The organism is Paracoccus sp. (in: a-proteobacteria) (assembly GCF_047605025.1).
Lineage (GTDB): Bacteria > Pseudomonadota > Alphaproteobacteria > Rhodobacterales > Rhodobacteraceae > Paracoccus.
In genome coordinates, this window is the sequence record NZ_JASGGO010000004.1 from 103,930 (window position 1) to 117,866 (window position 13,937).

Here is a 13,937-nt window from a genome sequence, read left to right on the forward strand (position 1 = left end):
GCATTGCGCATGACGCCGGGGGGCATCTGCCCGTTTCCCCGGCGATCTGCCCAAAAATGCGCAACCTTTGGCTGAATCGCGGCAAATCGGCAACAGCTTGCGGCCCCCACCGACGGCCCGCCCGGCACCCGGCGGCAAACTACCCACAAAAATTGCAGAATGTAGCATAATATTGCATCTATAAGAATTTCCCGGTATCGATGCGGCATGACTGGATACCCCTCCCCCGGCCCCGAACTGCGGCAGCAGGCGCTTATGCGGCGACTCGATCAGGGCCAGCCACTGACCCTGGCCGCGGCGGCGCGGCAGTTCGGCGTCTCGTCCGATACCATCCGGCGCGACCTGAAGGCGCTTCAGGATCGCGGGCTGGCGCGGGTCATTCGCGGCGGCGCCCTGCCGGTGGCGCGCCCCGTCCGCCCGACGCTCGAACGGCTGGGCGAAGGGGCCGAGCAGATCCGGCGCCTGGTCGATGCCGCCCTGCCCCTGATCCGCGACGGCATGGCGATCGGGCTGGATGGCGGCACCACGGTTCTGGCACTGGCGCAAAGCCTGCCGCCCCTGCCTGGCAGCCTGGTCGTCACCCCGGCGCCGGCGGTGGCGCTGGCAAGCCTGGCCGCAGGCATCCCGACCCAGCTTGTAGGCGGCCGGCTTTCGGCCTCGGGGGCGATCAGCGTGGGCCACGCGGCAGTCGATGCGCTTTCGGGCAGCGCGCTGGATCTGGCCTTTCTGGGCGTCTGCGGGCTGGAGGCCGGCTTCGGCCTGGGCGCCGACGACCTGGATGAGAGCGAGGTGAAACGGGCCATGATCGCCGCCGGCCATCGCAGCGTGGCGCTGACATTGCAGGCCAAGATCGGGCGCCGCGCGCGCCACCGGGTGGCGTCCTGCGACCGCATTTCCCTGCTGATCACGGATGCCAGCGTCGCGCAGACCGCCGCGCTGGCCGCAACTGGACTTGAGGTAAGAAATGTCTGACCTGCTGACCCCCTGGCGCGCGCCGACTCCCTGGCGCGCCGTCGCGGCGGTATTCACGTTGAACGGCGTGCTGCTGGGCGCCTGGGCGTCGCGCGTGCCGGCCGTCACGGCACGCTTCGGCCTTGGCGAAAGCGGGCTTGGCCTGCTGCTTCTGGCGATGGGGATCGGCGCGCTGATCTCGTTTCCGCTGGCGGGCAGGCTTTCGGACCGGCACGGCGCGGTGCGGGTGACGCGCTGGATCACGGCGGTGTATCTGGTTTCGATCGTGATTGTGGGGGCAGCGCCGTCGGTGCCCGCGCTGGCGCTGGCGCTGTTCGGCTTCGGCATGTGCCATGGCGCGATGGACGTGGCGATGAACAGCTGGGCCACCGAGGTCGAGGCGCGGATGGGCCGCTCGGTCATGTCTTCGTTTCATGCGATGTGGAGCCTGGGCGCGGGCCTGGGCACGGCGGGCGGCTTCGTCGCCGCCAGCCTGGATAGCCCGACAGGGCTGCATTTCCTGCTGACCTCGGTGGTGACGGGGCTGGTCTTCGGACCGTTCCTGCGGCTGGACTGGACCTCGCGCCGCCAGGTGCGGGGCGGCGGGCATCCGGTCTTCGCCTTTCCGCGCGGGGCGTTGCTCGGCGTCGGCCTGATCGCGCTGGCGGCGGGCCTGGGCGAGGGCGCGGCGGTGGATTGGAGCGCGATCTTCCTTTCGGATGTGCTGGGCGCGCCGCAATCGCGCGCGACGCTGGGCTATGCGGTGTTCTCGGCGACCATGGTGGCGATGCGGCTTTGCGCAGACGGGCTGATCACGCGCTTCGGCGCGCGGCACATGGCGGTGGCCAGCGGCGTGACGGCGGGCCTGGGCTATCTGCTTTGCGCGCTGGCGCCGGCGCTGCCGGTGGCGCTGTCGGGATTCGTGCTGATGGGGATCGGCTATGCGGCGGTGGTGCCGCTGGCCTTCACCCGCGCCGCCGCGGATCCGCGGGTTCCGCCGGGTCAGGCCATCGCCTCGGTGGCGACGCTGGGCTATGGCTCCATGCTGCTGGGGCCGCCGGCTATCGGACTGATCGCCGAGGCGACCTCGCTGCGCTTTTCATTCCTGCTGATCGCGGGCTTTGCCCTGCTGATCGCGGCGCTGTCGCCGGTGCTGGACGCAGGGCGCCGCGCGGCCCCGGCCTGATGATGCTCAGGGCAGCGCCAGCGCCGGACCCCGGCAGGGCGCCGCCAGCAGCGCGGCCAGATCCTTGTCCAGATGCATCAGCGTCAGCGACACCCCCGCCATGTCCAGCGAGGTGTAGTAGGGTCCGACCAGGCTGCGGCTGACGCGGATGCCGCGCGCCTTCAGCCGCTGGCGGACCCGGCGCAGCAGGATGTAAAGCTCCATCGCCGGGGTGCTGCCCAGCGAATTGACCAGCACGGCCACCTCATCGCCCTCGGCGGGGCTCATCTCGGCCAGGATGCGGTCCAGCAGCATGTCGGCGCTGTCATCGGCCGAGGCCAGGCGCTGACGCCGCACGCCCGGCTCGCCATGGATGCCGACGCCCAGCTCGATATCGCCCGGACCGATCTCGAAGCTGGGGCGGCGGGTATCGGGCAGGCTGCCGGGTTCCAGCGCCAGGCCCATCGTATAGGTGCGGGCATTGGCGCGGCGGACCAGCGCCTCGCATTCCTCCAGCGGCAGCATGCGCTCGGCGGCGGCGCCCGCGATCTTGAAGATGAAGACATTGCCCGCCACCCCGCGCCGCGCCGCCCGCGCCTCGATCGGGGCCGAGGCGATGTCGTCGGTCGTCACCACGCTGCGCACGGTGATGCCCTCGGCCGCCGCAAGCTCGGCGGCCATGTCGAAATTCATCACGTCGCCCGAGAAGTTGCCATAGATGTAAAGCACCCCCGCGCCGCCATGGACGGCCTGGGTCGCGGCCAGGATCGGCGCGGGCGGAGGCGAGGCGAAGATATTGCCGACCACCGCCGCATCGGCCAGCCCGCGCCCGACATAGCCCCAGAAGCCCGGCTCATGCCCGGCGCCGCCGCCGATCACGACGCCGACCTTGCCAGGGCGCGGCCCGTCCAGCGCGCGGATGGCGCGCGGCGCGTCGGCCACGGGGGCGATCAGCCCTTCATGCGCCAGCAGCGCACCCCTCAGCGCCTCGTCCACCGCGTCCTGGGGCGCGTTGATCAGCTTCTTGACATGGGTGCGGCGGGCCAGGGGCGCATCCGCCGGGCGGTCGGCCCCGCGCGGCGTGTCGCGATAGCCCTCGGCGGTCAGGATGCCGCGCCCGGTGCCCGCATCCGTGACCAGCACATTGACATAGCCGCCGCGCAGCGCGGCCAGGATCGCGGGCACCTTGTCCACGCCCCCGGCCACCGCGATACGCTGCGGGATGCGGCGCAGCGCATCCAGATCGACGCCGATGGTGCGCGCGTCCATCGGGCCTATCACCGGCTCGCCGCGCGCCGAGATGAAGCGCCCGACGATGCTGCCCACCGCGTCCTGGTAATGCGCGTGCTGCACCCCGCCGTCCAGGAAGCCGCTGCTGTGGATGGTGCTTTCGGGCCGCAGCGATGAAATGCCCATGACGATCCGGTCGGCCTCGGACAGGATCGCCAGTTGCTCGGCCAGGACCGGCTCGGCCATCAGCATGGCGCGCACCTCGGCCGATGAGACGATGGCCGGGGCGGAAATCGGGACCGAGCGCGCGCCCAGCACCTCGGCCAGGCGCGAGGCGCAGGCTTCGGGCGTCCAGGGGATACGGCCGGTGGTGCCGCCGGTCGCCTGGACCACGCGCATGTCCTGAAGGCCGGGACGGTCCATCGCCTCGGCCAGGGCCAGCATGGTCCGGCCCCAGGTCACGGCCAGGGTGTCGCCGGATTTCAGATAGCGCCCCAGCGCCTGCGCGCCCGCATCGCCCAGCCGCGCGATCAGCGGCCGCTCGGCCCCCTCGGTCGGGATCACCAGGCAGTCTTGCAGGTTGAAATGCTCGCGCAGGGCGCGGGCGATGGTCAGGGCGCGGAACTTCTCGGGGGCGATCTCGATCTTGACGATGCCACGGGTCCGGGCATCGGCCAGATAGGCGTTGACCGAGGCGCGCGACAGGCCCATCTGCTGGGCGATGTCGCCCTGGGTCAGCCCCTCTTCGTAGTAAAGCCAGGCCGCCCAAAGCAGCGGGTCGTCGCCATAGCGCAGCGGCATGGCGCAGGCAGCAGCATCGCCTTCGGCGGGCTTTGGGCGCGGCGCCATGGGCTAGCTCTCCGGCCCGGCGATGTGGCGCGCCAGCCCCTCGCGCAGGGCGGCGATGACGATCACCGCCGAGGCCGCGCCGGGATCGACATTGCCAAGGCTTCGCTCACCCAGCCGCGCGGCGCGCCCGACCGAGGCGATCATCGCCCGCGTCGCGTCCCGCCCCTCGCTTGCCGCGTGCAGCGCCCGGTCCAGCCGGGCCAGCGCGTCGCCCGGCCCCTGCGCGGCGCGGGCGGCCGGCCCCCAGGCGTCCATCATGGTCTTGTCGCCCGGCCGCGCCTTGCCGCGCGCGGCGATGCCTTCGGCAAAGGCCGCAACCAGGGCCGGGATCTCTTCGGCGGGAATACCGGCCTGCCCGGCAAAGCGCAGCCCGGCATGATGCAGGGCGCTGGCGTAAAGCGGGCCGGTGGTGGCGCCGACGGCGTTCAGCAACGCACTGCCCCCGATCGCGAACAGATCCCCCGCCGCGACCCCCTCGCCCGCCGCTTCCGCGCCGGCGCGGACCACGGCGGCAAAGCCCTCGGCCATGGAATTGCCGTGATCGCCGTCCCCGATGGCGCCGTCCAGCGCGCCCAGATCGGCCCGCGCCTCGGCCAGGCGGCGGGCGACGACGCGGAAAAGATCGACGATCTGCGGGGCTGCCAGCGGGTTCATGGCGCCACTTGGCCCCAAAGCCCGCCCCGGCGCAAGGGCCGGAACGGCAATCCGGTCAGCCCAGGCGGCGGGCGAAGCTGTCGCCCAGGGTGGTCAGGATCAGGCAGCACGAGGTCGCCCCCGCATCCGGCACCCCGCGCGAGCGTTCGCCCAGGCGCGCGGCGCGCCCGATCCGGGCCACCAGATCCACGGTGCTGTCACGGCCCCTGGCCGCCGCCTCGGCCATGTCGGCCAGCGCCGGGGCAAAGCCCCGCGCCTTGGCGGCATCGAAGGCGGCGACGGCCGGAACCAGCGTATCCATCAGCGTCTTGTCCCCCACCTCGGCCGAGCCGGTGCGCCGCACCGCCGCCAGCCCCGCGCCAAGCATCACCAGGAAGCCCTCGGCGTCGATGGCGCTGCGGCCGGCGACGGCACGCGCCATGTCCTGGAACATGAAGCCGTAAAGCGGACCCATCGAGCCGCCGATTTCCGACATCAGCACATCGGCCAGCACCGCCAGCGCCTGATCGAAGCTCAGCCCCTTGCCCGCGATCCGCTCGGCGGCGCGGCCGAAGCCCTTGGCCATGTTGATGCCATGGTCGCCATCGCCGATCAGCCCGTCGATCTCGGACAGATGCGCCTTGTTCGCGACGATGACCTGGGCCAGTTCGGCCACGATCCCGTCGCCGCCGGGATTGGCGACGCAAGGCCCGTGGACCTCAACGTCGACCGCCGCCGCCTCGGCCTTTTCGGCGCGGGCGGCAGGGCGCTGTTGCACCGGCGCGGCGCTGGCCTGTGGGGCGGCGACATGGCCGGTCGCCATGCCCGGCGCCATCGCCTCCATGTCCAGAAGCGCCTTCAACTCATCGTCCAGCGCCATCACCGTCAGCGTCGCGCCGACCATTTCCAGCGAGGTGAAGTAATTCCCGACAAAGGCCCGATGCACGTGGATGCCGCGCCGGGAAAGTCCGGTCTCGATCCGGTCGTAAAGCACATAAAGCTCGTTCACCGGGGTCGCGCCCAGGCCCGAGACCAGCACCGCGACCTCGGCCCCCTCGGACAGGCCGTGATCGTCCATGACGATCTGAAGCATGTCATCGGCCACGGCGGCGGCGGGCTTCAGCGCCTCGACCCGCGTGCCCGGCTCGCCGTGATGGCCGATGCCGACCTCCATGGTGCCGGGCGCGATCTGGAAATTCGGATGGCCCACGGCAGGCAGGGTGCAGGGTCCAAGCCCCACCCCGACCGAGCGGCAGGCGTCGATGGCCTTCTGCGCCGCCGCCTGCACCTGGGTCAGCGAACCGCCCTGCGCGGCCTTCGCGCCGCCGATCTTCCACATGAAGATCTCGCCCGCGACGCCGCGACGCTTGGCGCGCTCGGATGGCGGGGCCGAACATACATCGTCATTGGCAACGACGGTCGCGGTCTGGATCCCGTCCTCGGCCACCATCCGCGCGGCCATCTTCACGTTCATGTTGTCGCCGGCGTAATTGCCGTAAAGCACCGCCACGCCTGCACCGCCATCGGCGGCGCGGATCGCGTCGGCGAAGCTTTTCGCCGTGGGGGACGAGAAAAGCTCGCCCACCGCCACCGCATCGACCAGATTGCGGCCCGCATAGCCGATGAAGGCCGGCTCATGCCCCGAGCCGCCGCCGGTCACGATACCGACGCGGCCCGCCCGCGGCGCCGAGGTCGAAACCACCACACGCGGGTTTTCCGGGTCCAGCCGCACCAGGTCGCGATGCGCCTTGACGAAGCCGGCCACGGTCTCGTCGACCAGATCGTCGGGATTGTTGATGAAACGCTGCATCCTACTTCACCGTATAGCCGCCATCGACCAGAAGGTCGGCGCCGTTGATCATTGCGGCCTCGTCCGAGGCCAGAAACACCGCCGCCGCCGCGATCTCATGCGGCTCGGCGAAGCGGCCGGCGGGGATCTGGGCCTTCATCGCCTCGCCCTTGGGACCGTCCCAAGCCTTGCGGCCCAGATCGGTCAGGACCACCGTGGGCGAAATCGAATTGACCGTGATCCCGTGCCGCCCCCATTCCAGCGCCAGCGTCTTGGTCACGCCGATGATGCCGAATTTCGAGGCGCAATAGGCCACATGCCCGTCGATGGCAACCGAACCGGCCTGGCTGGCCAGGTTCACGATGCGCCCGCCCCGCCCGGCGGCGATCATCGCACGGCCGACCTCGCGCGCCATCAGGAAGCTGCCGGTCAGGTTCACCTCGATGGTGCGCGTCCAGGCGCGGTCGCCGATCTCTTCGGCGGGGGCCAGATCTACGATGCCGGCGCTGTTGACCAGGATGTCGATCTCGCCCATCGTCGCGCGAATATCGGCCACCGCAGCGGCGATACCGGCCGCGTCGGTCACGTCGCAGGCGAAGGCGCGGGCCTTGGGCAGGCCGGCGGCGCGGGCTCCGGCCGCGTCCAGGTTCATGTCCAGCAGCGCGACGCGCGCGCCCTTGGCGGCGAAGCCCTCGGCGATGGCGGCGCCGATGCCCGAGGCCGCGCCCGTCACCACGGCAAGCTTGCCGAAGAGCGAAAATTCGAAACTTGCAGCGACCATGATCGGATTCCTTGCTGTTTCCGGGAAAGGATGGCGAAGGCGCGCACCGGATGCGCCCCCGCCGGCTTTGGGCTATTGGCGCTCGGCCAGCAGCGCGTCCACGTTCTGGGCCGTCACCGGCGTCCAGGGCACGTTATATTCCCTGGCCTTGCCGTCCTGCCATTCCATCTCGGGGTATTTGGTCCAGACATCGGACATGGGCTTGTAGTCGGGCAGCACCTGCGCGATCGCCAGATCAAGCGCGCCCTGCGCCTGCGCCGCGCCATCTTGCAGGATCGAGGCCATGTCGCCCGCCTTGACCGCGTTCAGCGCATCGGTCACGCCGTCGATGCCCGCGATGGCGAAATCGGTGGGCTTCAGGCCGGCGGCCTTGATCGCCTCGATGGCCCCCAGCGCCATCTCGTCGTTCTGGCCGATCACGCCCGCGATCTCGCCCGGATGCGAGGTCAGCCAGTTCTCCATCAGGCTCTGCGCCTCGGCCCGGCTCCAGTTCGCGGTCTGGCGCTCAAGCACCTTGACCTCGGGGCATTCGGCCAGGGCCTTGTCATTGCCCTCGCCGCGCTGGATCTCGGCGGACTGGCCGATCGGCCCCTCGATGATGACGACATTGCCCTTGCAGCCGATCCTGTCCAGCACGGTCCTGGCCTCCATATAGCCCGCCTGCACATCGTCCGAGCCGACGTAAGAGGCCAGCAGATCGCTGTTCACGCGCGTGTTCGAGCCGACGACGGGAATGCCCGCGCCGACCGCCGCCTCGACCGGGGCCGCGCCCGCCTCGATGTCGATGGGGACGAAGACGATGGCCTTGAAGCCGTCGGTGATCATCGTCTCGAACTGTTCCTGCTGGACCAGCGCGTCATAGCGGCCATCGAACACGGTCAGGCTCACCAGCCCCTGCTTGACGGCGGGATGGTTCTCGGCCGCCTGCGCCCAGATCTGCATGAACTCGGCGTTCAGGCCATAGACGGCGGCGCCGATCTTGGGCTTGTCCTGCGCCATGGCGCCACCCGCAAGCAGGGCAAGGGCGCTGGCCAGCATCAGAGTCTTCTTCATCTCACGTTCCTCCCAGGGACGGCTTGGTCGCGGCGCCGGGCACCCGCCCGCGCCGAAAAGCAGGTCTCAGTCCTGCTTGTTCCTCGATTGATCCAGCATGACGGCGGCGACGATCAGAACGCCCTTGATCACCTGCTGGTAATAGGATTCGACCCCCATCAGATCCAATCCGTTGTTCATCACCCCGATCAGAAGCGCCCCGACCAGCGTGCCCGTGACCCGGCCCACGCCCCCGGCCAGCGAGGTGCCGCCGATCACCACCGCGGCGATGGCGTCCAGCTCATAGGCGACGCCAGCCTGCGGCAGGGCCGAGCCCGTGCGCGCGGCCAGGATCATCCCGGCAAGGCCCGCCAGCCCGCCCGAGATGACATAGACCAGAAGCCGGATACGGTTGACCGGCAGGCCCGAGACCTTGGCCGCATGCGGATTGCCGCCCACCGCATAGACCTGGCGGCCGAAGCGGGTCTGGCTCAGCACGAACCAGGCCCCGGCGAAGACCGCCAGCAGCACCAGGATCGGAACCGGAATGCCCAGAACATCGCCGGTGCCGATCCAGCGAAAGCCGCCCGAAAGGCCCGGCACCGGGCGCCCGCCCGAATAAAGCAGCGTCAGCCCGCGCGCGGCCGAAAGCATGCCCAGCGTCGCCACGAAGGCCGGCACCTTGAAGCGCGACACGATCACCCCCGAAACCGCGCCGCAGCCCATGCCGACCGCGATGCCGATGGCCAGTGCCAGGACGGCGGGCCAGGGCGCGCCGGGGATGAAGCCACTGCTGGATGTCGTCGCGAACGAAGCCGCGACCACCCCCGCCAGCGCCACGACCGATCCGACCGACAGGTCGATCCCCCGCGTCAGGATCACGAAGGTCATGCCGATGGCCAGCACCCCGTTGATCGAGGTCTGGCGCAGCACGTTCAGCACATTGCGCCCGGTCAGGAAATTTCCGCTGATCAGGCTCAGCACCAGGCAGGCCAGAAGCAGCGCCATGAGGATGCCGTATTTCTGCACGATCCGGCCGGCCGTCAGGCGCGGCCCGGCCGCGCCGTGGCTGTTGGTTTGCATGCGTCGTCCCTCCCCTTGCATCCCGTCTCAGGCGGCAAGATGCAGCAATCTTTCCGCCGAAAGCGCGCTCCGGCCCAATTCCCCGGCCACGCGGCCGTCCTTCAGCACGATCACCCGGTCGGCCATGCCCAGGATCTCGTCGGTCTCGGACGAGACCATCAGCACCGTCCCCCCGGCGCGGGCGAAATCGGACATCACCCGGTAGATCTCGCGCTTGGCGCCCACGTCCACGCCGCGCGTCGGCTCGTCCAGAAGCAGGATCCGGGGTTCGGTCAGGAACCATTTGCCCAGCACCACCTTCTGCTGGTTGCCCCCCGAAAGCCCCGAGACCCCAAGCCCGTCGCCGGCGGTCTTGATGCGCAGATCCTCGATCATCCGCGCCGCCGCCTCCGCCTCGCGGGCGGGACGCATCATCCCGCCGGGGGACATGCGGTCCAGCACCGCAAGGCACATGTTGTCCCGCACGCTGGCGGACAGGACCAGGCCCGAGCCCTTGCGATCCTCGGTCACATAGGCAAGGCCCGCGCGGATCGCCTGGGCGGGGCTTTCGATCCGCATTTCGGCGCCGCCGATCTGGATCCGGCCCTCGCCATGGCCGGACAGGCCGAAAAGCCGGTCCAGGATCTCGGTCCGGCCCGAGCCCATCAGCCCATAGATCCCCAGGATCTCGCCCCGATGCGCCGAAAAGCTGATATCCGCGACGCCACGGGCCGCATCCGCGCCGGCGACGCGCAGGACGATCTCGGGCGATGGCACGTTTTCCTTGACGAATTCCTCGGTCAGCGGGCGGCCCACGATAAGCTGGATCAACTGCGCCTTGTCGATCTGGGACAGCGCGCCGTCCTGGATGAACCGGCCATCCCGAAAGACGGTATAGCTGTCGCAGATGGAAAAGATCTCGGACAGGCGGTGGCTGACATAGATCACACCCTTGCCCCGCGCCTTCAGGGTGCGGATGGCGGCGAAAAGATGCTCGGCCTCGGCCTCGCCCAGGGCCGAGGTCGGCTCGTCCAGGATGATGACCTGCGCATCATGGCTAAGCGCCTTGGCGATCTCGACAAGCTGGGTCTGCGCCACGGTCAGATCCATCATCAACTCGGTCGCGCGGATGGCGAAGCCGAAGCCGTCCAGCAGATCCTGCGTGCGCCGGTTCAGGCGGGCAAAGTCGATGCGCCCGAACCGCGCCAAAGGCTCGCGCCCCAGGAAGATGTTCTCGGCCACGGTCATCGCGGGCACAGGCGAAAGCTCCTGTTCGACGATGGCGATGCCGCTGGCCAGCGCCTGGGCCGGGCCGTCGAAGCCGACCTCCTGGCCATTGCGCAGGATCGTGCCGGAATCGCGCGGCTGGATGCCCATGACGATCTTCAGAAAGGTCGATTTCCCCGCGCCATTGCCGCCGCACAGCGCATGGACCGAGCCGGGCAGCAGCCGAAAGCGCCCGTCGCGCAGGGCCGGAACGCCGGAAAAGCTTTTCGCAAGGCTGATCGCCTCAAGAATCGGCTGCATGTCTCCCCCCCGCCATTCAAATGTCATTGAATGATCGACATATGTAAGCTTTGTGTAATGAACTTTGTCAACACAAAGATGAACTTTGAAAGTGAAAGGCCGCCGCACGGGGGTTCCGTGCGGCGGCCTTTGGTCTGATCCGTTGTTATGTCCTGGCGATCAGCCCCAATAGGCCATGGCCGAGAAGCGGGTCCGGTCCAGCCGCCGCTCTTGCAGCCATTTGCGGGCGGCGCGGGCCTGGACGGTATCGGCGGCGAACCAGGTGAAGCCCTCGGGGTCCGGGGCCTCGGCTTGCAGGGCCGCAAGCAGGTCGGGCACGACGCATACCCGCGGATCGCCCGCCAGGGGGCCAAGATCCTCGGGCGCGCAGCGAAGCCAGGCCCGTGCGGGAACCTTGGCCAGGTCCAGGATGCGGATGATCGCGGGCAAGGCGGTCTCGTCGCCGAAAAGCCGCAGGCTCTCGCCCTCGGGGCACCAGCCGCCGCCGGGACCGATCAGGCCGACGGTCTGGCCCACCGGCCCCGCCTCGGCCCAGTCGCATGTCGGGCTGCCGTCATGGCGGAAGATGTCGAAATCCAGCCAGTCCCCGCCATGGTTCAGCACGGTATAGACCGGACGGTGCAGCGCGTCCTTACCCTCGGGCCAGTCGGTGCGGCCGCTGGCGGCGACGCGCGGCCAGACCGGGGCACGCCCCGCAGGGGGCAGAAGCAGGCGGAAATGCAGCCCCCCGGTCGCGAAGCGCGCCGCCTCGGGACCCGAGACGCGGACGCGCAGGAAATTCGGCAGGGGCTGGCTGACCGCCCGCACCGTCATCAGGGACAGGCCCGGCGCCAGCGCGCCCACGTCCAGATCGCTCCATTCGATGGCGATGCCGGTTTCGGCCAGGATCTCGGAGGTGCTGTCGCGCAAATAGCCGATCAACCGCTTTTCCGGGGCCGAAAGGTCGATCTTCAGGCTTCCCGGCAGCAGGGTCACCCGGATTTCGCCACCCCAGACCCACAGGACCAGAACCCCCTCCTGCTCAAGGATGGGGATCTCCCATTCGGCGGCGCGGGTCTTCAGCGCGGCAACCGCGGCCCCCGAGACCTGCTGCGCGAAGCCGGTTGATTTGTAATTCGCCATCTGCACCATGATCACGCCCTTTGCCGCTTTCCGAGCCGGCCTCAGGGGTATACTAGATCCTTTTACTCAATAATCCCCGACGAGAGCCGATGCTACGCGCCTTCATGTCCTATTATCGCCCGCATCTGGGGCTGTTTCTGGTGGATTTCGGCTGCGCGGTCGTCGCGGGGCTGCTGGAACTGGCCTTTCCGCTGGCGATCACGGCCTTCATCGACCACCTGCTGCCGCGCGGCGACTGGGGGCTGACGCTGCTGGCGGCGGCGGGGCTTCTGGCGCTTTACGCGGCCAATGCGCTTTTGCTGATCGTGGTGGTCTATTGGGGCCACAAGCTGGGCATCAATATCGAGACGCGGATGCGCGCGCGCGCCTTCGACCACCTGACACGGCTTTCCTGGCGCTGGTATGACCGCGCGCGCACCGGCAAGCTGGTCGCGCGCGTCACCCGCGACCTGGAGGATATCGGCGAGGTCGCCCATCACGGCCCCGAGGATGCGGTCGTCGCCGTGATGACCTTTGCCGGCGCCTTCGTCCTGATGTTCGCGATCCATCCGCAACTGGCCTATGTCGTGGCGCTGATCGTCCCCGCGATGCTGGCGCTGATCGTGATCTATGGCGGGCGGATGACGCAGACCTGGCGCGCGATCTATTCCCGCGTGGGCGATTTCAACGTCCGGCTGGAAGAGGCGCTGGGGGGTGTCCGCGTCGTCCAGGCATTCGGCAACGAAAGCCATGAAAGCACCCTTTTCGCCAGCGACAACCAGAACTACCGCAGCACCAAGCTGGAAGCCTATAAGGTCATGGCGACCGTCTCGGCGCTGCAATATATGGGGCTGCGGCTGGTTCAGGTCGTGGTCATGGTCATGGGCGCCTGGTTCGTGCTGCAAGGCTCGCTGACCACGGGGGGGTTCGTGGGCTTTCTGGTGCTGGTCGGCGTCTTCTATCGCCCGCTGGAAAAGATCGCCGCCGTCATCGAGACCTATCCCAAGGGCATCGCCGGCTTTCGCCGCTATCAGGAACTGCTGGCGACCGAGCCCGAGATCGCCGATGCGCCCGATGCCGTCGATCCCCCGCCCCTGCGCGGCGAGATCCGGTTTCAGTCGGTGAGCTTTGCCTATGATCAGGCCCGGCCCACGCTGTCGGGCATCGACCTGACCATCCGCAGCGGCGAGACGGTGGCCTTCGTCGGTCCCTCGGGGGCGGGCAAGACCACGCTTCTGGCGCTGCTGCCGCGCTTTTACGACCCAAGCGCAGGCGCCATCAGCATCGACGGGCTGGACCTGCGGCGGATGAAGCTTAACGGGTTGCGCCGCCAGATCGGGCTGGTCAGCCAGGACGTGTTCCTGTTCGGCGGCACGCTTCGCGACAATATCGCCTATGGGCGCCTGGGCGCCAGCGATGCCCAGATCCGCGCCGCCGCCGATCAGGCCCGCCTGGGCGAGATGATCGACACCCTGCCCGAGGGGCTGGACACCATCGTGGGCGAACGCGGGGTGATGCTGTCGGGCGGGCAGAAGCAGCGCGTGGCCATCGCCCGCGCCTTCCTGAAGAACCCGCCGATCCTGATCCTGGACGAGGCGACCAGCGCGCTGGACAGCCAGACCGAGCGCGACATCCAACTGGCGCTGGACGCGCTTTCCCAAGGCCGCACCACGCTGGTCATCGCGCACAGGCTGACGACGATCCGCCACGCCGACCGCATCGTGGTCATGCAGGCGGGCCGCATCGTCGAGGCCGGCCGGCACGAGGAGCTGCTCGCCCAGGGCGGGATCTATGCGGGGCTTGCGGCCTAGGCAGGC

The 13,937-nt window shown here is 69.3% G+C and carries 11 protein-coding genes; 3 read left to right on the forward strand and 8 right to left on the reverse strand.

The features are described 5' to 3' along the window. Window positions 1-207: 207 nt before the first annotated feature. Window positions 208-972 carry a DeoR/GlpR family DNA-binding transcription regulator gene (locus tag QM682_RS04150; RefSeq protein ID WP_415127397.1) on the forward strand — a complete coding sequence of 255 codons (765 nt, stop codon included), beginning with the start codon at window positions 208-210 and terminating at the stop codon, window positions 970-972. After that, on the forward strand, window positions 965-2,137 hold the full coding sequence (locus tag QM682_RS04155; protein ID WP_415127399.1) for an MFS transporter: 1,173 nt from the start codon (window positions 965-967) through the stop codon (window positions 2,135-2,137). Before QM682_RS04150 ends, QM682_RS04155 begins: the two co-directional genes overlap by 8 nt. Window positions 2,138-2,143: 6 nt before the next feature. Here the strand turns inward: QM682_RS04155 and QM682_RS04160 are convergent, their stop codons facing one another. The 8 genes from QM682_RS04160 to QM682_RS04195 form a co-directional block, all read right to left on the reverse strand. Further along, entirely contained in the window at window positions 2,144-4,195 is a 2,052-nt protein-coding gene (locus QM682_RS04160; protein ID WP_415127401.1) for a bifunctional sugar-binding transcriptional regulator/dihydroxyacetone kinase subunit DhaK, read from the reverse strand. A 3-nt stretch (window positions 4,196-4,198) separates the two neighbouring features. Beyond that, entirely contained in the window at window positions 4,199-4,849 is a 651-nt protein-coding gene (gene dhaL / locus QM682_RS04165) for a dihydroxyacetone kinase subunit DhaL (RefSeq protein ID WP_415127403.1), read from the reverse strand. 55 nt (window positions 4,850-4,904) lie between these two features. Beyond that, window positions 4,905-6,638, reverse strand: coding sequence for a dihydroxyacetone kinase subunit DhaL (dhaL, locus tag QM682_RS04170; RefSeq protein WP_415127405.1), 1,734 nt, complete (start codon window positions 6,636-6,638; stop codon window positions 4,905-4,907). A gap of 1 nt (window position 6,639) precedes the next feature. Next, entirely contained in the window at window positions 6,640-7,398 is a 759-nt protein-coding gene (locus QM682_RS04175; protein ID WP_415127407.1) for a GolD/DthD family dehydrogenase, read from the reverse strand. Window positions 7,399-7,470: 72 nt separating this feature from the next. Next, complete coding sequence (locus tag QM682_RS04180; RefSeq protein WP_415127409.1) at window positions 7,471-8,451, reverse strand: substrate-binding domain-containing protein; 981 nt, start codon at window positions 8,449-8,451, stop codon at window positions 7,471-7,473. A gap of 66 nt (window positions 8,452-8,517) precedes the next feature. After that, entirely contained in the window at window positions 8,518-9,513 is a 996-nt protein-coding gene (locus QM682_RS04185) for an ABC transporter permease (protein ID WP_415127411.1), read from the reverse strand. Window positions 9,514-9,540: 27 nt separating this feature from the next. Next, the gene (locus QM682_RS04190; protein ID WP_415127413.1) at window positions 9,541-11,019 is read right to left on the reverse strand and encodes a sugar ABC transporter ATP-binding protein; all 1,479 of its coding nucleotides are present in this window, start codon (window positions 11,017-11,019) and stop codon (window positions 9,541-9,543) included. 159 nt (window positions 11,020-11,178) lie between these two features. Beyond that, on the reverse strand, window positions 11,179-12,150 hold the full coding sequence (locus QM682_RS04195; protein ID WP_415127415.1) for a siderophore-interacting protein: 972 nt from the start codon (window positions 12,148-12,150) through the stop codon (window positions 11,179-11,181). Window positions 12,151-12,230: 80 nt separating this feature from the next. Between QM682_RS04195 and QM682_RS04200 the strand changes: the two genes are divergently transcribed. Further along, a complete protein-coding gene (locus QM682_RS04200) occupies window positions 12,231-13,931 on the forward strand; it encodes an ABC transporter ATP-binding protein (protein WP_415127417.1) in 1,701 nt (566 codons plus the stop codon). Window positions 13,932-13,937: the final 6 nt, after the last annotated feature.

Coding starts and splice junctions, on each gene's coding strand:
- QM682_RS04155 (WP_415127399.1), top strand. CDS start 965: ATGTCTGACCTGCTGACCCCCTGGCGCGCGCCGACTCCCTGGCGCGCC.
- QM682_RS04195 (WP_415127415.1), bottom strand. CDS start 12,150: ATGGTGCAGATGGCGAATTACAAATCAACCGGCTTCGCGCAGCAGGTC.
- QM682_RS04180 (WP_415127409.1), bottom strand. CDS start 8,451: ATGAAGAAGACTCTGATGCTGGCCAGCGCCCTTGCCCTGCTTGCGGGT.
- dhaL (WP_415127403.1), bottom strand. CDS start 4,849: ATGAACCCGCTGGCAGCCCCGCAGATCGTCGATCTTTTCCGCGTCGTC.
- dhaL (WP_415127405.1), bottom strand. CDS start 6,638: ATGCAGCGTTTCATCAACAATCCCGACGATCTGGTCGACGAGACCGTG.
- QM682_RS04190 (WP_415127413.1), bottom strand. CDS start 11,019: ATGCAGCCGATTCTTGAGGCGATCAGCCTTGCGAAAAGCTTTTCCGGC.
- QM682_RS04150 (WP_415127397.1), top strand. CDS start 208: ATGACTGGATACCCCTCCCCCGGCCCCGAACTGCGGCAGCAGGCGCTT.
- QM682_RS04160 (WP_415127401.1), bottom strand. CDS start 4,195: ATGGCGCCGCGCCCAAAGCCCGCCGAAGGCGATGCTGCTGCCTGCGCC.
- QM682_RS04175 (WP_415127407.1), bottom strand. CDS start 7,398: ATGGTCGCTGCAAGTTTCGAATTTTCGCTCTTCGGCAAGCTTGCCGTG.
- QM682_RS04185 (WP_415127411.1), bottom strand. CDS start 9,513: ATGCAAACCAACAGCCACGGCGCGGCCGGGCCGCGCCTGACGGCCGGC.
- QM682_RS04200 (WP_415127417.1), top strand. CDS start 12,231: ATGCTACGCGCCTTCATGTCCTATTATCGCCCGCATCTGGGGCTGTTT.